This is a genomic window from Kitasatospora hibisci, assembly GCF_043950205.1.
In the GTDB taxonomy this organism is placed as follows: Bacteria; Actinomycetota; Actinomycetes; order Streptomycetales; family Streptomycetaceae; genus Kitasatospora; species Kitasatospora hibisci.
This window is the reverse complement of sequence record NZ_CP171642.1, coordinates 5448211-5470915: the sequence shown is the minus strand read 5'-3', so window position 1 is coordinate 5470915 and position 22705 is coordinate 5448211. Positions and strand designations below refer to the sequence as shown.

Below are 22705 nucleotides of genomic sequence, written 5' to 3'. Positions count from 1 at the left end.
CATTTCCGCGATTGACGCACTCTTTACGGCCAAGGTTCCATGGCGACCCGGGAGCGACAGGACCGAGACCGACAGCGCCAGCCAGCGGAGGCGATACCGCTCCCTCTCCAGGACCGCCCAGAGCCGATCGGATGCCAGATGACCGACACGCTTCGCCCGCCACGCGCCGTAGCCCCCACCACGGCCACCGAGGGCGCGAACGCCTCCCCCCAGTCGCTCAAGCGCTCGATCGGCGTCGTCGGCGGCACCCTCCTGACGCTCTCCTGCGTGACCCCGGCGTCCACGCTCTTCGTGATCGTCCCGGAGCTGTTCTCCAGCATCGGCAGCGCCACTGCGCTGACCATCGCGATCGGCTCGGTGCTCTGCATCGCGGTCGCCTTCTGCTACTCCGAGCTCGGCACCCTGATCCCCAGCGCCGGCGGCGAGTACGCGATGGTCGGCACCCTGGCGGGCCGCCTGGCCGGCTGGCTGGTCTTCGTGCTCTCGCTGATCGTGGTGCTGATCGTCCCCTCGGTGATCGCCCTCGGCACGGCCGACTACCTCGCCCCGGTGCTGCACGTCGACAAGGCGATCGCCGGCGCCGTGGTGATGCTCGCCGCCACCCTGGCCGGCCTGCTGGACCTGCGTGCCAACGCCTGGATCACCGGCATCTTCCTGGTCCTGGAGGTCGTCGCGGCCGGAGTCGTCTCGGTGCTCGGCTTCGCCCACGCCAACGGCGGCGCCCCGAGCATGCTGCACGGCGTGGTCTCCGGTGAGGACGGCACCGTCACCACGGTGAGCATCGGCGCCATCGTCGGCGCGCTCGGCATCGCCCTCTTCATCACCCAGGGCTTCTCCACCGCGGTCTACCTCTCCGAGGAGCTGGAGAACCCCCGCCGCAACGTCTCGCGCACCGTGCTCTGGACGCTGGCCATCTCCGCCGCCGTCATCCTCGTCCCGGTCGCCGCCATCACCATGGGCGCCCCGGACCTGGCGACCCTGAGCTCCGGCGACATCTCCGGCCTGGTCACCGCCTGGAGCAACTCCGCCGTCGGCACCTTCATCAGCCTCTGCGTCGCGCTGGCCATCATCAACGCCGGCATCGTCATGGTCATCCAGAACTCCCGGGTGCTGTTCGCCTCGGCCCGCGACAAGGCCTGGCCCGAGCCGGTCAACAAGGCCTTCGCCACCCTCGGCCGGTTCGGCTCCCCCTGGGTCGCCACCCTGGCCGTCGGCCTGCCGGGCGCCGCGCTCTGCTTCGTCGAGGGCGATCTGCTCAGCGAGATCACCGGCGTCGCCGTCACCGGGATGTACCTGCTGGTCGCCGTCGCCGCGCTGCTCTCGCGCCGCAACCACCACAAGCACGCCGCCGCCTGGCGGATGCCGCTCTGGCCGGCCGTCCCCGTGCTGCTGATCGTGGTGCTCGTCTACATCATCACCCAGCTGGACACCGTGCCGCTGCTGTGGACCGGCGGCGTCACCGCCGCCGCGACCCTCTACTGGATCTTCTACCTGCGCCCCCGGCAGGCCTCCCACTGGGTGATCACCCTCCCCGAGGACCAGCAGCAGGCCTGAGGCCCGCCGACCACCACCCCACCCCCACACGGAAGTGCCCCGGGCTCCCCCTCGCCCGGGGCACTTCCGTCGTCCGTGCGCGCTACGTCCCGAACAGCCGCTCCGGGCCGACGGACGAGGTCCTCGGCCCGGTGGACGCCGCCGCTGGTGAGCAGGCAGGCCGAGCGGTGGAGCGGGCCGGTGCGGCTCGCCACGAGTTCCACGGGTTCCACGAGCTCCGCGCCCCCTGGCCTCGCGCGTGGCACCGATCCGCCCCATCCCCCGCCGTCCCCTGCTCGCCGTCGTCGGCACCAGTGGGATGCGGCGGGAGCGGCGGAATGTGACAGCCGGGAAGGAAGAATCTTCCGGATCAGTCCGCGGGGGTGGCGCGGCGGCGGTCGCGCAGGACGACGCCGCCGCCGACGAGCAGGGCGACGAGCAGGGCGCCGATGCCCAGCACGTAGGTCGCGGTGCGGCGGTCGCGGTCGGCCTGGGTCTCGCCGAGGCCGACCGGCTGCGGCAGGATCGGGGCGGCGGCCAGCTCGACCGGCTTGTCCTCGGTGGCGGTGTCCGGGGCCACGTCGGGGGCCTTGGTGACGGCCTTCACCGGGTCCACGACGCCCCATCCGACGTACTCGTTGGCCTTGTGGTCGGTGCGCTGCGCGGTCTGCTCGATCCAGGCCCGGACCTGCCGCGGCTTCCAACCGGGGTGCGCGCCGACCAGCAGCGCGGCCAGCCCGGCGACGTAGGGTGCCGCGAAGCTGGTGCCGTTGTCCACGCACTGGCCGCCGTGCGGGACGGTGGAGAGCATGTCGACACCGGGGGCGGCGACGTCCACGAAGTCGCCGTACTGGGAGAACGGGGCGCGCTCGTTGTTGCGGTCGGAGGCGCCGACGGCGAGCACGGTGGGGAAGGCCGCCGGGTAGGTGTCGCCCTTCTTCCCGTCGTTGCCGGTGGAGGCGACCACCACGACGTTGTTGGCCTCGGCGGCGTCGACGGCGGCCTTCAGCTCCGCGTAGCCGGCGAACCTGGTGTCGCCCGCGCCGCGCACGTCCTGGGAGATGTTGATGACCTTGGCGCCCTTCTGGACCGCCTGGTTGATCGCGTCCACCAGGGTGTGGACGTCGCCGCTGCCCTCCGCGTCGTTCTGACGCAGCGACAGGATGGTGGCATCCGGGGCGATTCCGACGAAGCCGGTCTGGTCGCTGCGCGCGGCGGCGACGATGCCGGCCACCTTGGTGCCGTGGCCGACCGGGTCGACGTTGCCGCCGCCCTCGGGCTTGCGGCCGTCCTTCTCCTTCAGCAGCGAGCCCCCGTCGACGACCTTCTTGGCCAGCTGCGGGTTCTGGTCGTCCACGCCGGTGTCGATGACCGCGACCACGACGCCCGCGCCGGTGGTCCGGCCGCCCTGCCAGAGCTCGTCGAGCACCATGCGCTGCAGCGACCACGGCACGGCCTGCACGTTCTGGGCGCTCTTGGAGCAGTCGCCGGCCGCGGCGATGCCGGGCCCGTCCGCGTACGCCGGGGCGGCCAGCGGACCGCCGAGCACCGCCAGCGCGGCCACCGCCGCGGCCGTCTTCCGGTACCTGACCACGGACACCCTGCCACCCCTCATGTCGTCCAGCCGTGCTGCGCGCCAGGGGCGGGCGCCCGTGGCTCGGGCACCCGCCCCTCAGCGGAGTCCTACACGCCCCTGACGGGGCAGCGCTCTGTCAGCTCCAGAGCTTCTTGTTGTTGTTCTCGGTGTTGTTGTAGCTGTCGGCCGCGCTGTCCAGGGCGGTGGCGATCTTCGCCAGGGTCTCCTGGAGGTGGGCGGCGCGCTGGTCCCACTGGGCCTGGTGGGCGCGGTAGCCCTCCTGCGCGACACCCTCCCAGCTCTGGGCGATCTTGTTGACGCCCGACTTCAGCTCCTCAAGCTGCTGCTTGATCTGGTTCGCGGTGTTGCGGACCTGAGTGCCGGCGCTACGGACGTGCTCGAAATTGACGAGGATGCTGTCGGTCACTATGTCTCCTGGTCTGGATGACGACGCCGTCCCTCAGAGGGACGTCGATGGCTACCTGGCAGAGGCGGATCAGGCCTTGAACGCGGCCTGCTGGTCCGCGTCGGTGGCCGAGTACTGCTTGGTCGTGATCTCGATCGCGTCCTTGATCGCCTTCAGCGACTGGTTCAGCTTGACCGCGTCCTCGTTGAACTCGCGCTGCAGGTTGGTGTAGGCCTGGGCAGCCTGGCCCTGCCAGCCGCCCTTGACCGAGTCGACCAGGCTGTTCAGGCCCTTGATCTCACCGTCGATCTTGTTGATGACCTCGTCCATGTGCTTGGCGAAGGCCATCATTTCCTGAGCGGTCGTCTTGAACTGACCCATGCTCTACCGTCCCCCATGAGACAGACATTGTGTCCGGAGCGCCGTTTCCGGCCACCCCGTCGCATCACGGCGTGATGTCCTGCAGCACTGTAGTCGGCACACGCAGCTCGCCCAACACCGGGAGACGGCTAGTTACCAGACCATGACACAGCGGCCAATTCCTTTACGAGGCCAGCCCGTCAGGCGTTCTGCTGCTGCGTCGCACTCTTCGAGTTCAGCGCCGGACCGGCCGGGACCAGGTTCGACCACTGCACCGGCACCGGCGCCGGCTGCAGGCCCTGGTAGCCGAGCCTGGCCTGGTTGCCGCCGACCTCCTCCGGCTGCTGCGGCGCGGCCGGGTCGGTGGGCTGGACCGACGGGGTCTTCGCCACCGCGCTCGGGCTCGGCCGGCCCGGCGCGGTGGTCGGGGCGCCGCCCTTGCCGCCGGTGCTGTTGGCCGGGACGGCGTAGCGCAGGCCGGTCTCGGTGATCAGGTAGTCGCTGCCGGAGCCGTCGGCGCCGTTGTCCAGCGCACGGTAGTAGAGCCCGTGACCCGGCGTCACGTGGGCGGAGACGGCGCCGCTGCTGTACTTCACCGGGTAGTCCGGCCCGGCCCAGACGCTGCGGCGCGGCGTCCGGCCGTCCTCCGCGACGCCGTCGAAGGTGCTGCAGACCACCGTCCTGGCGTCCTTCGGGGCCTGCCAGTTGTTGGCCGGTGCACCGGTCCTGGTCGGCCAGTCGCCGGCGCCCTCGCCCATCAGCAGGGCGTCGCTCTTGAAGGCGGCGTGGTCGGCCGGCGTCATCTCGTTCACCCGCGGGGTCTTGTCCGCGTCCTGGTTGTAGAGCGGCTGCAGCAGCGGGTTCTGCCGGATCAGCTCGGCCTGGAAGGGGGTGATCTGGAACAGCCTGTCCTTGCCCACCACGTAGTAGCGCTCGCCGAACCGGACCAGCCGGCCGACCTTGCGGTCCTCCGGCTTCTGCAGCGTCACCGAGGAGTTGGAGCCCAGCCCGTCGATCTTCGGGAAGACGATGTCGCTGCCGGGCACCAGGGTGTCCAGCCAGTCCTTCTTCACCCGCTGGGGGGCGGCCATCGAGCCGAAGATCGCGCCCATCAGCTGGGTCCGGGTGCCGTCCGGGTCGCTCTCGCCGCCGATGGCGTGCTTGCGGCCCTTGGCGTCGATCAGGAAGAGCTTCAACTTGGCCTGCGGGGGCGGCGCCTGGCCCGCGCCCGGCTGCACGGACACCTGCTGCTCGTCCACCTGCTGCACCAGCAGCGCCTGGTCGACGTCGAGCACCCGGTCCTTGGCCTCCAGTGCCTTCGCGTCGGCGCCGCCGGCCACGAACACGGCCTGGTTGACGGTCTCCTGGCGGTCGTCCGAGCCCGGGCGGTCGCAGACCGACCACTTCATCGGCTTGCTGACGTTCTCCTTGGTCGGCAGCTTGTCCGGCGCGTACGGGATGCCGATGGTCGGACCGTGGTTGGGGTAGCGGTCGAGCACGTCGTCGGCGACCACCACCACCTTGGCGTCCGCCGGCAGCACCAGCCGCGCCGAGGCCATGTTGAGCACCTGGTGCAGCCGCTTGGTCTTGCCGTCCGGATCCGGCAGCACCACGTACCGGGTCGTGCTCTGCTTGCCCTGGATGATGTTCTTGCCGCTGTCCCAGCCCACCGGGGCGCTCGGCTTGAACACCCCCCAGACCCCGAACCCGGTGACCACCAGAGCCCCGACGATGACGCTCGGCAGGACCGCCTTGAGCGGTCGCGGCGCGTCCTCGTCGCTTCCGCCGCCACCAGGCAGCAGGAAGGCCCCGACCGTGCGCTTGCGGGCGAAGGTGTAGGCGTTCAGCTCGTCGCGGCGCGATGCCATGCTTGTCGTCTCCCCTGTCTGACCGACACTCCCCGTGGTCCGCACCCGCCCGGCGAGCGCAAGCTCGAACCCTCTACGATGCGGCAGCAGACGGTGAGTACGGTACGGGTACGGTTCGCGGACCGGCCAACCGGGCCGCGACAACTGATCAGGAAGGGCCACTCGGGGGATGCCAAGCCAGACCGCTCCAGGGCGCCGCAGCACGGCACAGGGCAGGGGATCGCGCCGCTCCGGCCGACGGGCGCAGCCCGACCCGGCCGCCGCCGCGACCCGGCCGGCGTCTTCCGGCGGGCCCGACGCCCCCGTTCAGGTCCGCGTCCACCCCCGCCCGGGGCTACTCGGCGGCCGGCTGAGGCTCCAGCAGCTCGTGCTGGTCGAGGTCGCGGTCGCGCTGGTGGCCGTCGGCTGGACCATCAGCAAGCCGGTGGCCGGGGCCTTCGGCGCGGTCGCACTGGCCCTCGTCGTCCTCGCGGTGATCCCGCTGCGCGGCCGCACCATCCCGGAGCTGCTGCGGGTGCGCGGTGCCCTGAAGGCCCGCCGGAAGCAGGCCCGGGCCAACGTCCCGCCGGTCGGCACCGACCCGGCGATCGCTCCCGCGCTGGAGCTGGAGCCGGCCCTGCGCACCTGCACCCACGCCACCGAGACCGACTTCGGCGGCCGTCCGATCCGCCGCGAGACGGGCATGGTCGGCGACGGCACCTTCCTCACCTCGGTGCTGCTCGTCCAGGCCAAGGACCAGCCGCTGCGCCCGGTGCGCACCGCGCTGCCGCTTCCGCTGGACCTGGTCTGCTCGGCGCTGCGGGTGGACGACGTCACCCTGGAGTCGGTCCAGGTGGTCCAGCACACCCAGCCGGCCCCGGCCCCGCACCTGCCCGAGCAGTCGCTGGCCTCCCGCGCCTACCAGGAGCTGCCGGACGGCACCGCGACGCCCGGACTGCGGCTCACCTGGGTGGCGCTCAAGCTCGACCCGGAGCGGGCCGCCACCGCCGTCCGCGCCCGCGGCGGCGGCGAGGAGGGCGCCCGCAAGGCCCTGCAGCGGGTGACCGACCAGCTCGCCGGGCGGCTCAACAGCGCCGGCTTCAGCGCCACCGTGCTGGACGAGCGCGAGCTGATCGCCGCGCTCGCCATCTCCACCTGTGCCAACCCGCTCGCCGTGGCCGGCCGCCAGGGCACCGGCAGCGGCGGCGGCAGCGGCCGGCGCACCCAGGAGAGCAACCGGTTCTGGCGGATCGACGACCGCTGGCACAGCACCTACTGGGTCTCCCGGTGGCCGCAGCTCGGCCGCCCCGGCGGCTCCCCCGGCCGGATCTCCGCGCCCGACCTGGTCAACCTGGTCACCGGCTCGCCCGCGCTCGCCAGCACCTTCAGCCTGACCGCCGGTCACGGCACCGGCGGTTCGGTCGCGATCAGCGGCCACGTCCGGGTGACCGGGCGCAGCGAGAGCGAGGTCGTCCAGATCGGCCGGCTCGTGGAGGCCCGGGCGCAGAGCGCCGGCATCGGACTCGCCCGGCTCGACCTGGAGCAGGCCCCCGGCATGCTCGCCACCCTGCCCCTGGGAGGTGCTTCCTGATGGCGTACCAGACCTATCCGACGCCCGGTCCGCAGTCCGGCCCCGCCGAGCAGTCCCGCGTCCGGCCCCGCGTCCTGCCCGGCTTCGGGCTGCGCGGCCCCCGGCGGGAGAAGCACGTGCTGACCGTCGAGGAGCTCGGCGCGCTCGCCCTCCCGGTCGGCGACGACGGCGTGCTGATCGGCGAGGACGTGCAGCAGCAGCCGGCCGTCCTCGGCCTGTTCCGGCCCAGCGCCTACGACCTGGTGCTGGTCGGCGGGGTCTGGACGGCGCAGGTGATCGCGCTGCGGGCGGCCGCCACCGGAGCCCGGATCGCGGTCGAGACCGCCCGCGGCCAGCTCTGGGGCCCGATGGCGCAGGCGGCGGGCGGCGGGCAGCCGTGCGTCACCGTCCACCAGGTCGGCCGGCTCGGCCCGCAGGGCGCCTCGGTGAACTCCCCGGTGCTGGTGGTCCGCGACCTCGGCGCGCGCCCGCCGCGCAGCCGGCTCTCGGCCGCGCCCTGGCAGACCACCCTGACCCTGCTGCCCTACCTGGGCCCGAACGCGTCCCGGGTGCTGAACGCCGCCGACCTGGTCGGGCTGCAGCGCATCTCGCCGCAGGAGGCCGAACTGGTCGGTCGGGTGCTCTCGCTCGGCCCGCAGGACGTGGCCGCGCTGCCCACCCTCGGCGACGACATGACGCTGTGGACCACCCGGATGCGCCGCCAGTACGTGCGGACCATTCCCGGACAGGCCGAGCAGCAGGTCCTGGGCGGTCCGCGCCGGATGGACTGACCCCGTGCGCCCCCGGCGCTCCCCGGCCGCTCCGCGGGTGAGATGCGACTCCGCCTTCATCGAGGGGTGCCGCACGGCCTAGTCTTTGATGCGGCAACGGCACCGCTACCAAGCGGCGGCGAACACGAGGGAGCCCCAGTGAGCAGCGATCGGGACGGCGTCTACGTCGGCGACAACGCGGCGGAGGACGACGACGACTGGTCCGACGCGCCCGACTACACTCCCCCGTCCTGGTACGTGCAGTCGGAGCCTGCGGGCGGCCCGGCGACGGCGCCCGCGGCTCCGGGCGCGGGGGCGCCGGGCGCTCCGGGCGCGGGGGCGCCTGCCGCCGTTCCGGCGCCCGCTCCGGTGCCCGTGGCTGCACCCGCGCCCGTTCAGGCGGCCGGGGCCGCACCCGCACAGGTACCCGGGCCCGCGCCGACCGTCACGGCCGGGCCGCCCGTGCCGCCTGGCCCCCAGCCGGAGCCCGCCCCGGTGCCGGTTCCGGCGCCGACCGGCGGACCGGCCCAACCCCCCGTCCCGACGCCCGACCAGGCCTTCGCCGCGGCCGCCCCGGTGGCGCCCGAGCCGGTGCCGAGCGGTGTGCCCGCGGAGGCCGGACCGGCCCCCGCGGCGGCCGTCCCGGTTCCGGCCGTCCCGGTTCCGGCCGCCCCCGTCGAGGCGCAGGCCAACCCGCTCGCCCCGCCGCCCGCCGACGTGGTCGCCCCCGCCCCGGCGCCCGTGATGGACCAGCAGGCCGCCGTCGCCCAGCCCTGGCCTGCGGCCGACCCGGCGCAGCAGCAGCCCGTCCCGCAGACGGCGCAGCCGCACCCGTACGCGGACCCGCAGCAGGCCGTTCCGGCCCAGCCGCAGCCGTACGCCGAGCCCCACCCGTACGCCCAGCCGGTCCCGCCCGGACAGCCGGTCCCGCCCGGGCAGCCGGTGCAGCCGCAGGACCCGCAGGCGGCCGCCGGGTGGCCCGCCGCCCAGCCGGCGCCGGGGCAGCCGGTCCCCGCCCCGCAGCCGGTCCCCGCCCCGCAGCCGGCCTCGCCGGTCGACCCGCGCCAGGCCGGCTGGCCGCAGCCCGCCGCCCACCAGCAGCAGCCGGCCCAGCAGGCTCCGCAGGCGTGGCCGCAGCAGTCCGGCGTGCCGCAGGCCCCCGCGGCCTTCCAGCAGGCCGCCTCCCCGCAGCCGACCGCTCACGGCGCGCCGCTCGGCTACACGGCGGCCGTCGAGCTGTCCTCGGACCGCCTGCTGCGCAGCCAGCCGAAGCAGCAGCGCCAGCAGCCCCGCTTCCAGTTCGGCGGCAAGGCCGCCGCAGCGGAGAAGTCCCGCAAGCTGGAGATCATCCGCACCCCGGTGATGAGCTGCTACCGGATCGCGGTGATCAGCCTCAAGGGCGGCGTCGGCAAGACCACGACCACCACCGCGCTCGGCGCGACCCTGGCCAGCGAGCGCCAGGACAAGGTGATCGCGATCGACGCCAACCCGGACGCGGGCACCCTGGGCCGCCGGGTCAAGCGCCAGACCGGCGCGACCATCCGCGACCTGGTGACGGCCATCCCGCACCTGCGAAGCTACATGGACATCCGTCAGTTCACCTCGCAGGACCTGCACTCGGGCCTGGAGATCCTGGCGAACGACGTCGACCCGGCCGTCTCGACCACCTTCAACGACTCGGACTACCGCCAGGTCATCGACGTGCTGGGGCGCCAGTACCCGATCATCCTGACCGACTCCGGCACCGGCCTGCTGTACAGCGCGATGCGCGGGGTGCTCGACCTCGCCGACCAGCTGATCATCGTCTCCACCCCGAGCGTGGACGGCGCGTCCTCCGCCTCCACCACGCTGGACTGGCTCTCCGCGCACGGCTACGCGGACCTGGTGCAGCGCAGCATCACGGTGGTCTCGGGGGTCCGCGAGACCAGCAAGATGATCAAGGTCGAGGACATCGTCGCGCACTTCCAGACCCGCTGCCGCGGCGTCGTCGTGGTGCCGTTCGACGAGTCCCTGGCCGCCGGCGCCGAGGTCAACCTCGACATGATGCGGCCCAAGGTCCGCGAGGCGTACTTCGACCTCGCCACGCTGGTCGGCGAGGACATCGCCCGCGCCCAGCAGGCCGCCCAGCAGGCCGGCTGGCAGCAGCAGGCGCAGCTGCCCCCGCAGGCGGCCGCGCCGTACCCGTACGCCGGGCAGCAGCAGGCCGTCCCGGGCCAGCCGCAGCCGTACGCCGACCCGCAGCAGCCGCAGCAGCCGGGGCAGCCGCAGCCGTACCCGCAGCCGGGCCAGGGCGGCTACCCGGCCGGCCAGCCTGCGCCCGGCGCGCCGTGGGCCCCGCAGCCGGGGCAGGCCCCGCCGCCCCCGCCCGGGTACGGCTACCCGCAGCCGGGCAGCCAGCCCGGACAGCCGGACTGGCAGCAGCCCCCGGCCCCACCCGGGTACGGCTACCCGCAGCCGGCGCAGCCGCAGCCCGGCGCGCAGCCGCCGGCCGGGTACGGGTACCCGCACCCGCCCCAGCAGCCCCAACAGCCGCAGCAGCCCCAGCAGTAGGAACGGCGCCGGGCCCGGACACCGGGCCCGGCACGCACGAGGGCCCGCCGGCCGTCTCGGTCCCGAGAACGGCCGGCGGGCCCTCGTGATGCGCGCGTCAGGCGGCGTCGGTCAGCTCACGGGCCTGCTTGACGTCGTCGGCCATCCGGTCCAGCAGCGCCTCGATGGAGTCGAACTTCTCCATCCCGCGCAGGTAGGCCAGGAAGTCGACGGCGACGTGCAGCCCGTAGAGGTCCAGGCCGACCCGGTCGACGGCGTAGGCCTCGACGGTACGGGCTGTGCCGTCGAAGGTCGGGTTGGTGCCGACCGAGATGGCCGCCGGCATGCGCTCCCCGTTCGCGGTGAGCCAGCCCGCGTAGACGCCGTCGGCCGGGACGGCGCTGTGCGGCACGGTCTCCACGTTGGCGGTCGGGTAGCCGAGTTCGCGGCCGCGCTGCGCGCCGCGCACCACGATGCCCTCCACCCGGTGCGGGCGGCCGAGCACCTCTCCGGCCCCGGCCATGTCGCCGGCCGCGACCAGGCGACGGGTCAGCGTGGACGAGAACGGCTCACCGTCTCCGGCCGCCCCGCGGACCTGCAGGTCGACCACCTCGACGCCGCAGTCGGCGGCCCGGCCCAGCTCGGTGAGCAGCGCGACGTCGCCGGCGGCCCGGTGCCCGAAGCGGAAGTTCGGGCCCTCGATGACCAGACAGGCGTGCAGCGCGTCCACCAGGACCTGCCGGAAGAAGGTCTCCGGGGACTCCTGCGAGAACTCCGCGGTGAACGGCAGCACCAGCACGGCGTCCACCCCGAGCTCCGCGATCAGCTCGGCGCGGCGCGGCTGCGGGGCGAGCAGCGCCGGGTGGCTGCCCGGGCGGACGACCTCGCTCGGGTGCGGGTCGAAGGTCACGACGACCGAGCGGACACCGAGTTCCCGGGCACGATCGACCACCCGGTTGATGATCAGCTGGTGTCCGCGGTGTACACCGTCGAACGAACCGATGGTGACGACGCTGCGTCCCCAGTCACCGGGGATCTCCTCCAGGCCACGCCAGCGCTGCACCCTGACCGCTCCTTGTTCCGTACGGTGCGTACCTTCTGTACGCTCAAACGCTCAAAACCCGAACCCCTATAGCGTGCCATGCGCCTGCCCCTGGTTCGGCACCGGAAGGCGGGTTGGGCGCACGGCCGGGTGCCGGGCCCCGGACGCGGGTGGGCCGAGGACCTCCACGGCGTCCTCGCGCCCGGCCCCGGCACCCCGCTCCGCACCGGCCGCGTGCCCCGCCTCCGCGGCCGCGTCCCGGGGATCCCAGCCGGCCGCCACCAGCTCCCGCATCCGGTCCAGCCGCGGTCCGCCGGGACGGACCGGCCGGCCGTCCGGCCAGTCGGCCAGCAGCAGCGCGAACACCGCCGAGCGGGCCGCGCAGCGCACCAGCAACCGGTCCGCGTCCGGTAGCCCGGCCGCCGCCCGGGCCAGCACCGTCCGGGCCCGGGCCGGCCGCTCGGCGGCGCAGTGCTCGGCCGACCGCTCCACCAGCGCGGCCAGCACCTCCGGGTCGCCCTCGGTGGCGAGCACGGTGTCCAGCAGCTCGCCACGCAGGGCGTTGCCGTCGGCGTCGGCCACCGGCACCGCCAGCGCCTCGGCGAAGATCCGGCGGACGGCCGCCGCGCGGGCCGCCAGCGCGCTGCCGAGCAGCAGCCGCAGCTCCAGCCGGGCCGCCGGCCCCCGGGCGGCCCCGCCGGCCAGACGGCGGCCCAGGTAGTCGACGGCGACCGGGCCGGCCGCGGCCGGCTGCTCCCGCAGCAGCCGGGCCGCCAGCTCGGCGCCGCACCGGCCGCCCAGCGGCGAGCGGACGTCGGCCAGCACCCGCAGGGTCTCGGCGACCGGCGCCCCCGGCCGCACCAGCCGGTCCTCCAGGGCCGCCAGCACCGGCTCCGGGTCGGTCTCCAGCGCCGGGGCCAGCGTCCGCGCGGTGAGGAAGACGTCCCCGCCCCGCCGGTACGCGGCCAGCGCCGCCGGCAGGTGGGCGGCCCTGGTCTCCCGGTCGGCGACGAGCATCGCCAGCGCGGCGCCGTGCAGGCCCGGCTCCTCGTCCCGGGCGAGCAGGGTGAGCGCCGTGTGGCGCAGCAGCTCCGCCGCCGCGCCGCGGGCGTACGGGGCGGTGCGCAGCGCGTGCACGGCGGCGGCGACGTGGCGCTCGGGGCGCCGGTCGTGGCTCCAGCGGTCGACCGCCCGGCAGAGCGCGGACGGCTCCTCGGCGGCGAGGACGGTGAGCAGGGCGTCCGCCCGGGGGTGCGCGGCGTCGGCCAGCGCCTCGGTCAACTCGTCCAGGGCCAGGGTCCGGTGGGCGTAGAGCAGGTCGTGGGTGAGGTCGGCGACGGTGGTACCGGGGTGGCCGGGCAGGCCGCGCGGGTCGTCGAACCAGCCGCAGAGCAGCGGGACGGCGCCGGCCGGGTCGGCCCGCAGCCGCTCGGCGACGGCGGCGAGGAAGGGTCGACCCGGCCCGTCGGCGGTCACCAGGCGGCGCAGCAGCTCCAGTTCGCGCGCGGCGGGCAGCCCGAGGCCGGTCCAGAAGGCGGCGTCGAACCGGCCGAGGCCGTCCACCGGAAGCCGCTCGAACCCGCCCGCCGCCGGGGCGACTTCGGCGATCCGTGCGGCCAACTGGTCCAGCAACGCGTGGTGTTCTGCGAGGTCCGGGGTGACGTCCAGTCCGGCGGCCAGCAACCGGCCCGCCCACCAGGCGGGTTCGCTGCCCGGCGGGCGCAGGTCCAGGGCGCGCCAGATCCGGTGCAGCCACGGGTCCAGCGCGGCGGCGCCCCAGGCCCCGGCCAGCTGCCCCAGGGCGGCGGCCACCGGGCCGACCCGGTGCCGCGGGACGGCGCGGGCCCGCCGCCCCCGGCCCCCGCCCGGACCGGCCTCCCCCGCGCGGTCCGCCCCGGCCGGACGGGTGTCCTCGGCCTCGCCGAGCAGCAGCCGCAGTGCGCCGTCGAGGTCCAGGTGGAGGCCCTGCAGCCAGTCCGCGAACTCGCCGTGCGCCAGCCGGTAGCCGGGCCCGGCCGGGGCGAAGAGGCCCTCCGCCAGCACGGCGGCGGCCCAGCCCCCGGCCACCGGGAACAGCTCCTCGAACGCCGCCCGGCCCAGCTGGCCCTCCTCCGCCCCGAGCATCCGCCGGGCCGCCTCGTGCACCCGGCCGGCCACCGCCGCGGCCAGCCGCCGCACCCGACCGTGGGCCGGGCCGGCGGGGCGGCCCACGCCCCGGCGGTGGGCGCCCCGCCGAGGCCGGCCGTCGGCGGCGAGGCGCTGGGCCACCCGCAGGCAGCGCAGGTCCAGGTGGGCGGCGAACAGCTCGCTCCGGCACGGCGGCTCACCGTGCAGCCCCTCCGCCCACAGCTCACCGGCCAGCCGGACGGCGAGCGGGTGCCGGGCGTCCGGCGCCGCCGGCCACCCGGGCGGCAGCCCGTACCGGCGGCGGACCCGGTCCGCCGCGTCGGCGGGCAGCGGACCGAGGCGGTGCACGGCGAGCGCCGGACGGCGGGCGGGGGCCGCGGCGTCGGGCGCACCGGTGGCGGCGGCGGGGGCCTCCCGGCGGCCGCCGCCGCGGTGGACGGCGGCCCGCGGAGCCACGTCGTCCCCGTCCGGTGCCAGGGCCTCCCAGGCCTCCTCCCCGCAGGCCGTGACCAACCGCCCGCCGGCGGCCGCCAGCCACTCCCCCGCCGCCCTCAGCCAGGCCGCGTCCAGCGGAACGGGCGCCTCCTCGGGCCCGTCGAGCAGGACCAGCAGCGGCCGGCCCGCCCCCGTGCAGAGGGCGGCCACGGCCTCCGGCCCGGGCGGCGGCTGGGTGGCCAGGTCCGCTGCGGCCGACTCCAGCGCACGCCGCACCGCGCCGGCGAGCGAGACGTCCCCGGCGTCCAGGTCCGCGCCGCGCAGCCAGAGCGTGGGCAGCGGCCGGTCGCCGCCGGCCCGGCGGGCGGCGAGCGCGGCCAGTTCGGTGCTCCGGCCCGAGCCCGGTGCGCCGACCAGCACGGTGACCACCGCCGACGGTTCGTCGCCGACCAGCCCGTCGGGGCGGTCGATCCGGTCCGCGGCCAGCACCGCCACCCGCCCCGGTCCCGCACTCGCCGCGGCCGACCGGGCGGCCGTCAGCCGGAGCACGCCCGCCAGGTTGAGCGCCGCACCGTAGCCGGGGACGTCGGCCGCGTTCCGGGCCAGCGCCGCCGCCAGCTCGGGACCGTCCTGCACCGGTCCCCCGCCGGCCGCGGGCGCGACGGTGAGCGCACCCGCCTGCTCCGGGGCCCGCAGCGCCGGCGCGGCGACCCCGACCACCGCGCCGCCGCGCGCGTCCAGCACCGGTGCTCCGGGCGGCACCGCGGCCGCGCCGCCCGCGCCGGCCGGGACGCCGAGCAGCAGCACGCCGCCCAGCAGGTGGAACGGCCCGGACCCCGGCCGCCCGTCGGCGGGCGGCGGGCCGGGCGTGTAGACCGCCCCGGTGGTGCCCAGGACGCCGCAGCGCACGACGACCAGCCGCCCGTCATCCCCGGCCGGCACCGGCAGCACCACCTCCCGGCCCGGGCCCGTCGCCCCCTCGGGCCCGATCGGCAGCGGCGGCACGGGCAGCCCGCCGACGGCGTCGGTGCGCAGCAGGGCGAGCCCGTGCGCGGGCAGCGGCAGCACGCTGTCCGGGCCCAGGACGCGGGTCTGCCCTCCGGGGGTGTGCAGGACGATCCGATCGAGCCCCGCCACGCACTCGTGCGCGGTCAGGACCGTGCCCTGCCGGTCGGCGACGAACCCCAGTCCGCGCAGCCGTCCGTCCAGGGCGCGGATCCGCAGCAGGTACCGCCCCGGATCGCCCGCCACCTCGTCGCCGTCCAGGAATCCCGGCATTCGCGCAGCCCTCCCCGCAGGGCCGGCCGGCCCGGGAGCGGACCCGTCGCGGCGACCTGCTCGCCGACCGGGAGCGTGCCCGCGGCCGGCGGGGCCCCACCGCACCCGCGCCGCTCACCACCGGCGTTCACCTCGCGCGCTCCACCGTCCGGGTGAAGGGCTGGCAGAGCCGGCGGGCAGCACGGAGCCCCTGCCGCCCATCGGGCCGCAGGGGCTCGTCCGTTCCCGGATCACCGGTCCGCCGCGGTCTCCGGGACGCCCCGGCGCCTCATCCGTACGGGGGCATCACCCCCACGGGGGCGTCAGCCTTCCGAGGAGCCGCCGGGCCGCCGCCGGGAGCGCACCGGGCGGCCGCCCGGTGCGCGCTCCGAGCGCCCGGTCAGCCGACGAAGACCGCGACCGGCTTCGCCTGGCCGCCCTTCTCCTCCACCAGTGCGAGGAACCGGTCGTCCGGCCCGAACACCGCGATCGGCCCGTCCACGCCCAGCCCCGGCGCCTTCAGCCGGGCGCCGTGCGAGAGCAGCTTGGCCTGCTCGGCGTCGAGGTCCCAGCGGGGGAAGGCCGCCGCCGCGGCCGCGCCGATCGGCAGCACGTCCAGGCCGGTCGCGGCCTCGCCGTGCACCGACTCCTCCAGCTGCTCCAGCGTCCGCGCCGACTCCACGCCGTACGGGCCGACCTTGGTGCGCCGCAGCGCGGTGAGGTGGCCGCCGACGCCGAGGCCGGCGCCGAGGTCGCGGGCGAGCGCCCGGATGTAGGTGCCGGAGGAGCACTCCACCGTCACGTCGAGGTCGAGCACCGGCGTGCCGTCCTCGGCGACGGCGGTGCGGTACTCGTGCACGGTGAAGGAGTGCACGGTGGTCGGCCGCGCAGCGAGCTCGAAGTCCTCGCCCTCGCGGACCCGCGCGTAGGAGCGCTTGCCGTCGATCTTGATCGCGCTGACCTTGGACGGCACCTGCATGATCTCGCCGGTGAGCAGGGCGATCCCGGCCTCGACGGCCTCCCTGGTGACGCCGTCCGCCGCCGTCGAGGAGGTGACCTCACCCTCCCGGTCGTCGGTGACGGTGGTCTGTCCCAGCCGGACGGTCGCCTCGTACGTCTTGGCGGTGAGCATCAGGTGGCCGAGCAGCCGGGTGGCCCGCTCGACGCCGATCACCAGCACGCCGGTGGCCATCGGATCGAGCGTGCCGGCGTGGCCGACCTTCCGCGTCCCGGCCAGCCAGCGCAGCTTGGCCACCACCCCGTGCGAGGTGATGCCCTCCGGCTTGTCGACGATGACCAGGCCGTCCGGACCGGTTCCTTTGCGCTTCATCTGTTCTCTTCTGTGGGAGTGGTCTTCTGGGGGCGATCGGCCGGCTCCGACCGTCGGGTTCAACGGTCGGGTCCGGGGCCCGGTTCGCCGGCCGGCCGGTCAGCCGATCGGCCGCAGCGCGGCCCGGAACCGCGCCACCACGGCCTCCACGCCGTCGCGGGCGGAGAACCCGGCCGCGTAGGTGTGCCCGCCGCCGCCGAGCTCCGCGCAGGCGGCCGCGACGTCGACCGTGCCCTTGGAGCGCGAGGAACCGCGCAGCGTGCCGTCCGGGTCCTGCTTGAGCACCAGCGCGACCTCGGCCTCGGCCGGGCGGCGGACGATGTCGATCAGGCCCTCGATCTCCTCGACGGTGACGCTGAACAGCGCCAGGTCCTGGTACGGCACCCAGGTCCACACCAGGCCCAGACCGTCGGCCGCGTCCGGCTCGTAGACGGCCCGGTCGAGCGCGGCCGCGAGCACCTTGAGGTAGCCGAAGGACGAGGTGTCCCACAGCTGACGGGAGATCAGGTCGTGCCGGATGCCGGTGGCCAGCAGCCGCCCGGCGAGTTCGTGGGTCCCGGGTGTGGTGGCCCGGTACTTGAAGGAGCCGGTGTCGGTGGCGACCCCGGTGTAGAGGCAGGTGGCCAGGTCCTGGTCCAGCTCGACGCCGAGCCGGCGCAGCAGTTCGTCCACCAGGACGGCGGTGGCCGGCGCGCTCGGGTCGATCAGCTGGTGGGTGCCGAAGCCGGGGTTGGAGGCGTGGTGGTCGAAGACCGCCAGCACGGGCGCGGCGAAGGCCTTGTCGTGCAGCAGCCCGAGCCGGCTCTCCGCGGCGACGTCGAAGCAGAGCACCAGTTCCGGGCTGTCGGGCACCTGGGAGGCCGGCACGATCAGCTCCTGGCCGGGCAGGAAGGACAGCGACTCGGGGACGATCTGCGGGTCGTCCCCGAAGGAGACCCGAACCTCGTACCCGAGCCCGCGCAGCGCCAGCCCGGCCGCCAGCGCCGAGCCCAGCGCGTCGCCGTCCGGGCAGATGTGGCAGATCAGGTCGATCGAGCGGGCCCGCCCGATCTCCGCGACCACCTGCTGCCAGACCAGCTCGAAGCCGCTCTCCTCGGCGCGCGGCCCCGGAAGCACCGCGAGGGCACCCTCCACCGTGCTGGTGGAGGACGCCCCCGCGGTTGCTCCGGCCGTCGAACCGGCCGGCGCCGGCTCACCCGCCATGACTACTCGTCCTCGTCGTCACGCTCGGACGCCGGGACCTTGTACGGGTCCGCGTCGCCTGCGTAGGTCGCGCCCGCGGCCGTGGTGCGCACGGCGGCGTCGATCGCCCGGGCCCGGTCGAGCAGGTCGTCGATGTTCCGGGCGTTCTCCGGCAGGGCGTCCGCGACGAAGGTCAGCGACGGGGTGAAGCGCACCCCGGTCTGCTTGCCGACCTCGGAGCGGAGCACGCCCTTGGCGCTCTCCAGCGCGGCGGCCGTGGCCTCGCGCTCGGTCTCGTCACCGAAGACGGTGTAGAAGACGGTGGCCTCGCGCAGGTCGCCGGTCACCCGGGTGTCGGTGATGGTCACGAACCCCAGCCGGGGGTCCTTGATCCGCCGTTCCAGGGTCTGGGCGACGACCACCTGGATGCGGTCGGCGAGCTTGCGCGCCCTTGCGGTGTCGGTCACGTTGCCTCCTCGTGCAGTGGGCCGGTAACCCGGGCGTGCTGCCTGCCCGTCGGGGCCCACGCCCCAAAGTACCGGCCCGCGCCCGGCCTTGCGGGCGCTCTCGGTCCTGATCTGTGTGAGAACGGCGACTCGCGCCGGTCCGTCCCGCAGACCTCATTCATCGTCGTCGTTGTGGTAGCGCCTCCTGGCGGAGAGCAGCTGTACCTCGGGGCGGCCGGCGACCAACCGCTCACAGCTGTCCAGGATCTCGGTCACGTACCCGGCTTCGCCGGACACCACCGCGAGGCCGATCTCGGCCCGGCGGTGCAGATCCTGGTTCCCGGTCTCGGCAGCGCACACGCTGTACTTGCGCTGCAGTTCGGCCACGATGGGCCGCACGATCGAACGCTTCTCCTTGAGCGAGTGGACGTCGCCCAGCAGCAGGTCGAAGGTGAGTGTTCCCACGAACATGTATGACAGGTCTCGCCGACCTGGAGGCCTCGGGGACAGCCCGGAACCGGGCTGGTGCCGCGTCATCCGGCTACCCGAGGACCCTACACAGCGAGACCGGGGCCGGTCGACGGGAATTCCACCCGTCGACCGGCCCCGGACACCACCCGCTTACGCGCGCGGCTTCTCGCGCATCTCGTAGGTCTCGATGACGTCGTCGACCTTGATGTCGTTGAACGACCCGAGGGTCACACCGGCCTCGAAGCCCTCGCGGACCTCGGTCGCGTCGTCCTTGAAGCGGCGCAGACCCTCGATCGAGAGGTTCTCCGCCACGACCTTGCCGTCGCGCAGCAGGCGGGCCTTGGCGTTGCGGCGGATGATGCCGTCGCGGACCAGGACACCGGCGATGTTGCCGAACTTGGAGGAGCGGAAGACCTCGCGGATCTCCGCGGCGCCGAGGCGCACCTCCTCGTACTCCGGCTTGAGCATGCCCTTGAGGGCGTTCTCGATCTCCTCGATCGCCTGGTAGATGACCGAGTAGTACCGGACGTCCACGCCTTCCTTCTCGGCCGCGGCGCGCGCACGGCCCTCGGCGCGCACGTTGAAGCCGATGATGATGGCGTCCGAGCCCATCGCCAGGTCCACGTCGGACTCGGTGATGGCACCCACACCGCGGTGCAGGACCCGGAGCTCGACCTCCTCGCCCACGTCCAGCTTGACGAGGGCGTCCTCAAGGGCCTCGACCGAACCGGAGACGTCACCCTTGATGATGAGGTTGAGCTGCTCGATGGAGCCGGCGGCGATGGCCTTGTCCAGGTCCTCCAGGGACACCCGGACCCGACGCTGCGCGAAGGCGGCGTTGCGGTCGCGGGCCGAGCGCTTCTCGGCGATCTGGCGGGCGGTGCGGTCCTCGTCGACGACGATGAAGCTGTCGCCGGCGCGGGGCACCGAGGTCAGACCGAGCAGCAGCACCGGGCGGGACGGGCCGGCCTCGGTGAGGCTGTTGCCGTTCTCGTCCAGCATCGCGCGGACGCGGCCGTAGGCGTCGCCGACCACGATCGAGTCGCCGACGCGGAGGGTACCGCGCTGCACGAGCACGGTCGCCATGGCGCCGCGGCCCTTGTCGAGGTGGGCCTCGATGGCGATACCCTGCGCGTCCTGGTCGGGGTTGGCCCGCAGGTCGAGCGAGGCGTCCGCGGTGAGGACCACGGCCTCCAGCAGCTGTTCGATGTGCAGACCCTGGCGCGCGGAGATGTCGACGAACATGGTGTCGCCGCCGTACTCCTCGGCCACCAGGCCGAACTCGGTCAGCTGACCGCGGACCTTGGTCGGGTCGGCGCCCTCGACGTCGATCTTGTTGACGGCGACCACGATCGGCACACCCGCGGCCTTGGCGTGGTTCAGCGCCTCGACCGTCTGCGGCATGACACCGTCGTTGGCCGCGACCACCAGGATCGCGATGTCGGTGGACTTGGCACCACGGGCACGCATGGCGGAGAACGCCTCGTGACCCGGGGTGTCGAGGAAGGTGATCGGACGCTGCTCGCCGTTCACCTCGGTGACGACCTGGTAGGCACCGATGTGCTGGGTGATGCCACCGGCCTCGCCGGCCACCACGTTGGACTTGCGGATCGCGTCCAGCAGGCGGGTCTTACCGTGGTCGACGTGACCCATGACGGTGACGACCGGCGGGCGCGGGGCCAGCTGGTCCTCGTCGCCCTCGTCGGCGCCGAAGTCGATGTCGAACGACTCCAGCAGCTCGCGGTCCTCGTCGTCCCGGCTGACGATCTCCAGGACGAAGCCCATCTCGCCGGCCAGCAGCTCAAGGGTCGCGTCGGAGACCGACTGGGTCGCGGTGACCATCTCACCGAGGTTGAACATGACCGAGACGAGCGCAGCCGGGTTGGCGTTGATCTTCTCGGCGAAGTCCGTCAGGGAGGCACCACGCGACAGGCGGACCGTCTGGCCGTTGCCGCGGGGCAGCATCACACCGCCGACGGACGGGGCCTGCATGGCCTCGTACTCCTGGCGCTTCGCCCGCTTCGACTTGCGACCACGGGCCGGACGGCCACCGGGGCCACGGCCGAAGGCGCCCTGCGTGCCACCACGGCCGGCCGGGCCGCCGGGACGACCGCCGAAGCCGCCGGGACGCGGACCGAAGCCGCCGCCGCCACCGGGGGCGCCGCCACCCGGACGGGGACCGCCGAAGCCGCCGCCCGCCGGACGCGAGCCCGGACCGGCCGGACGGCCCTGGAAGCCGGGACGCGCGCCGCCCGGAGCACCGGGACGGCCGCCGGGGCCACCCGGGCCACGGCCGCCGGGGCCCGGACGCGGGCCCGGAGCCGGACGCTGCGGCATCATGCCGGGGTTCGGACGCGGCATGCCGGACGGGGTCGGGCCGCCGGGACGCGGACCGGCCGGACGCGGCATGCCGTCGGGACGCGGGGCACCACCCGGACGGGGGGCACCCGCACCCGGGGCGCCGGGCGCACCCGGACGCGGACGGTCGCCACCGGGGCGAGGAGCACCGGCACCGGGCGCACCGGCACCCGGACGCGGACGGTCGCCACCCGGACGGGGGGCACCGGCACCGGGCGCACCGGCACCCGGACGCGGACGGTCGCCACCCGGACGGGGGGCACCCGCACCCTGGCCGCCCGCTCCGGCCGGACGCGCACCCGGCGCGGCCGGACGGCGGTCGCCGGGGCGGGCCATGCCGGTGGCGCTGCCCGAGGTGAACGGGTTGTTGCCCGGACGCGGACCGGCCGGACGCGGACCCGGACGGGCACCGCCGGCGGCGGGGCCGGCAGCGGCCGGACGCGGGGCGGCCGGACGCGAGGCCTGGTTCTCACCGGCCGGGGCCGGCGAGGAGAACTCGGCCGCCGGAGCGGCCGGAGCCGCCGGGGCGGCGGGGCGGGCCGCCGGGCGCGGGCCCGGAGTCGGCGCACCCGGACGCGGGGCGGCGGGCGCCGCGGGAGCGGCGGGGGCCGACGCGGCGGGGGCCGCGGCGGGCGTAGGACGGGGACCGGGGGTCGCGCTGGGGCGCGGACCCGGGGTCGGGGCACCCGGCTTGGGTGTGGCCGCACCGGCGGAACCGCCGGAGGGCTGGGGCGCCGCGGGCTTCCGCGGGCCAGGCTTGGCAGCGCCACCGGTGGGGGCGACTCCCAGAGCGTCAGTCAACTTGCGCACGACCGGCGCCTCGATCGTCGAGGACGCCGAACGGACGAACTCACCGAGCTCGGTGAGCTTGGCCATGACGGCCTTGCTCTCCAAGCCAAGCTCCTTGGCGAGTTCGTAAACCCGGACCTTAGCCACTTCACTCCTGTCTATGAGTCCGGGGTGTCTCGTCCGCCGGACTGTCGCTACTTCATGGGCGTACCCATCGCGTACTCATCGCGTACTCATCGAGTGCTCATCGCAATCTCGACCTACTTCCACATCGCGAGGTACCTGACTGGTGGCACGGCGCGCGGCTGCCCGCCCGCCGTGCTTGTTGCGGTGGTTCTCCGCCGCGGCTAGCGGCGGCCGTCGCGGGAGGCGCCCCACCGGACGGGCCTGAGGGACTCAGGGCTCCGGGGTGTCGCCTTCCCGCTCCTCGATGAACCCGCGGAGCCGCTCCGTGTCGAGCGCGCCCTGGAGCCGGAAGGCCCGGGGGAACGCCCGTCGGCGGACCGCGAGGTCGAGGCAGGCCGGATCGGGATGCAGGTGAGCACCCCGGCCCGGCAGTGCGCCACGGGGATCGGGGACGCAGACGCCCTCGACCGCCGTGACACGCAACAGCTGGTGCTTGGCCGCGCGCTTGCGGCAGCCCACGCAGGTGCGTTCCGGGCGTGCTCGGACATGCG

Annotated in this window: 16 protein-coding genes; 4 read left to right on the top strand and 12 right to left on the bottom strand. The window is 75.0% G+C overall.

What is annotated here, in order from left to right; translation table 11 throughout:
- Positions 1–138: 138 nt before the first annotated feature.
- Complete coding sequence (locus ACF9IK_RS23945) at positions 139–1554, top strand: APC family permease (protein ID WP_395296163.1); 1416 nt, start codon at positions 139–141, stop codon at positions 1552–1554.
- Between the two features lie 349 nt (positions 1555–1903).
- Here ACF9IK_RS23945 and mycP read toward each other — a convergent pair whose 3' ends face one another.
- The 4 genes from mycP to eccB form a co-directional block, all read right to left on the bottom strand.
- Entirely contained in the window at positions 1904–3133 is a 1230-nt protein-coding gene (gene mycP, locus ACF9IK_RS23940; protein ID WP_395296162.1) for a type VII secretion-associated serine protease mycosin, read from the bottom strand.
- Positions 3134–3245: 112 nt separating this feature from the next.
- The gene (locus ACF9IK_RS23935; protein WP_395296161.1) at positions 3246–3536 is read right to left on the bottom strand and encodes a WXG100 family type VII secretion target; all 291 of its coding nucleotides are present in this window, start codon (positions 3534–3536) and stop codon (positions 3246–3248) included.
- A 69-nt stretch (positions 3537–3605) separates the two neighbouring features.
- Positions 3606–3896: a WXG100 family type VII secretion target gene (locus tag ACF9IK_RS23930; RefSeq protein WP_395296160.1), complete on the bottom strand. Its 291-nt coding sequence runs from the start codon at positions 3894–3896 to the stop codon at positions 3606–3608.
- Between the two features lie 179 nt (positions 3897–4075).
- On the bottom strand, positions 4076–5743 hold the full coding sequence (gene eccB, locus ACF9IK_RS23925; protein ID WP_395296159.1) for a type VII secretion protein EccB: 1668 nt from the start codon (positions 5741–5743) through the stop codon (positions 4076–4078).
- 169 nt (positions 5744–5912) lie between these two features.
- Here eccB and eccE point away from each other — a divergent pair, with 169 nt between their 5' ends.
- The 3 genes from eccE (at position 5913) to ACF9IK_RS23910 (ending at position 10612) form a co-directional block, all read left to right on the top strand.
- Positions 5913–7313, top strand: a complete 1401-nt coding sequence (eccE, locus tag ACF9IK_RS23920; protein WP_395296158.1) for a type VII secretion protein EccE — start codon at positions 5913–5915, stop codon at positions 7311–7313.
- Positions 7313–8083, top strand: coding sequence for a hypothetical protein (locus ACF9IK_RS23915; RefSeq protein ID WP_395296157.1), 771 nt, complete (start codon positions 7313–7315; stop codon positions 8081–8083). The genes eccE and ACF9IK_RS23915 overlap by 1 nt, the downstream gene beginning before the upstream one ends.
- A 138-nt stretch (positions 8084–8221) precedes the next feature.
- Entirely contained in the window at positions 8222–10612 is a 2391-nt protein-coding gene (locus ACF9IK_RS23910) for a MinD/ParA family ATP-binding protein (protein WP_395296156.1), read from the top strand.
- A gap of 97 nt (positions 10613–10709) precedes the next feature.
- Here ACF9IK_RS23910 and ACF9IK_RS23905 read toward each other — a convergent pair whose 3' ends face one another.
- From ACF9IK_RS23905 to ACF9IK_RS23870, 8 genes are all read right to left on the bottom strand, one after another.
- A complete protein-coding gene (locus ACF9IK_RS23905) occupies positions 10710–11654 on the bottom strand; it encodes a bifunctional riboflavin kinase/FAD synthetase (RefSeq protein ID WP_395296155.1) in 945 nt (314 codons plus the stop codon).
- Between the two features lie 66 nt (positions 11655–11720).
- The gene (locus ACF9IK_RS23900; RefSeq protein WP_395296154.1) at positions 11721–15473 is read right to left on the bottom strand and encodes a serine protease; all 3753 of its coding nucleotides are present in this window, start codon (positions 15471–15473) and stop codon (positions 11721–11723) included.
- A 379-nt stretch (positions 15474–15852) separates the two neighbouring features.
- Positions 15853–16782, bottom strand: coding sequence for a tRNA pseudouridine(55) synthase TruB (gene truB / locus ACF9IK_RS23895; RefSeq protein ID WP_313763819.1), 930 nt, complete (start codon positions 16780–16782; stop codon positions 15853–15855).
- 99 nt (positions 16783–16881) lie between these two features.
- Positions 16882–17985 carry a DHH family phosphoesterase gene (locus ACF9IK_RS23890; RefSeq protein ID WP_395296153.1) on the bottom strand — a complete coding sequence of 368 codons (1104 nt, stop codon included), beginning with the start codon at positions 17983–17985 and terminating at the stop codon, positions 16882–16884.
- 2 nt (positions 17986–17987) lie between these two features.
- A complete protein-coding gene (rbfA, locus tag ACF9IK_RS23885; RefSeq protein ID WP_238741323.1) occupies positions 17988–18431 on the bottom strand; it encodes a 30S ribosome-binding factor RbfA in 444 nt (147 codons plus the stop codon).
- 153 nt (positions 18432–18584) lie between these two features.
- Positions 18585–18881, bottom strand: a complete 297-nt coding sequence (locus ACF9IK_RS23880; protein WP_030397729.1) for a DUF503 domain-containing protein — start codon at positions 18879–18881, stop codon at positions 18585–18587.
- Positions 18882–19031: 150 nt separating this feature from the next.
- On the bottom strand, positions 19032–22175 hold the full coding sequence (infB, locus tag ACF9IK_RS23875) for a translation initiation factor IF-2 (RefSeq protein ID WP_395296152.1): 3144 nt from the start codon (positions 22173–22175) through the stop codon (positions 19032–19034).
- Positions 22176–22424: 249 nt separating this feature from the next.
- Positions 22425–22673, bottom strand: coding sequence for a YlxR family protein (locus ACF9IK_RS23870; protein ID WP_395296151.1), 249 nt, complete (start codon positions 22671–22673; stop codon positions 22425–22427).
- Between the last annotated feature and the right edge of the window lie 32 nt (positions 22674–22705).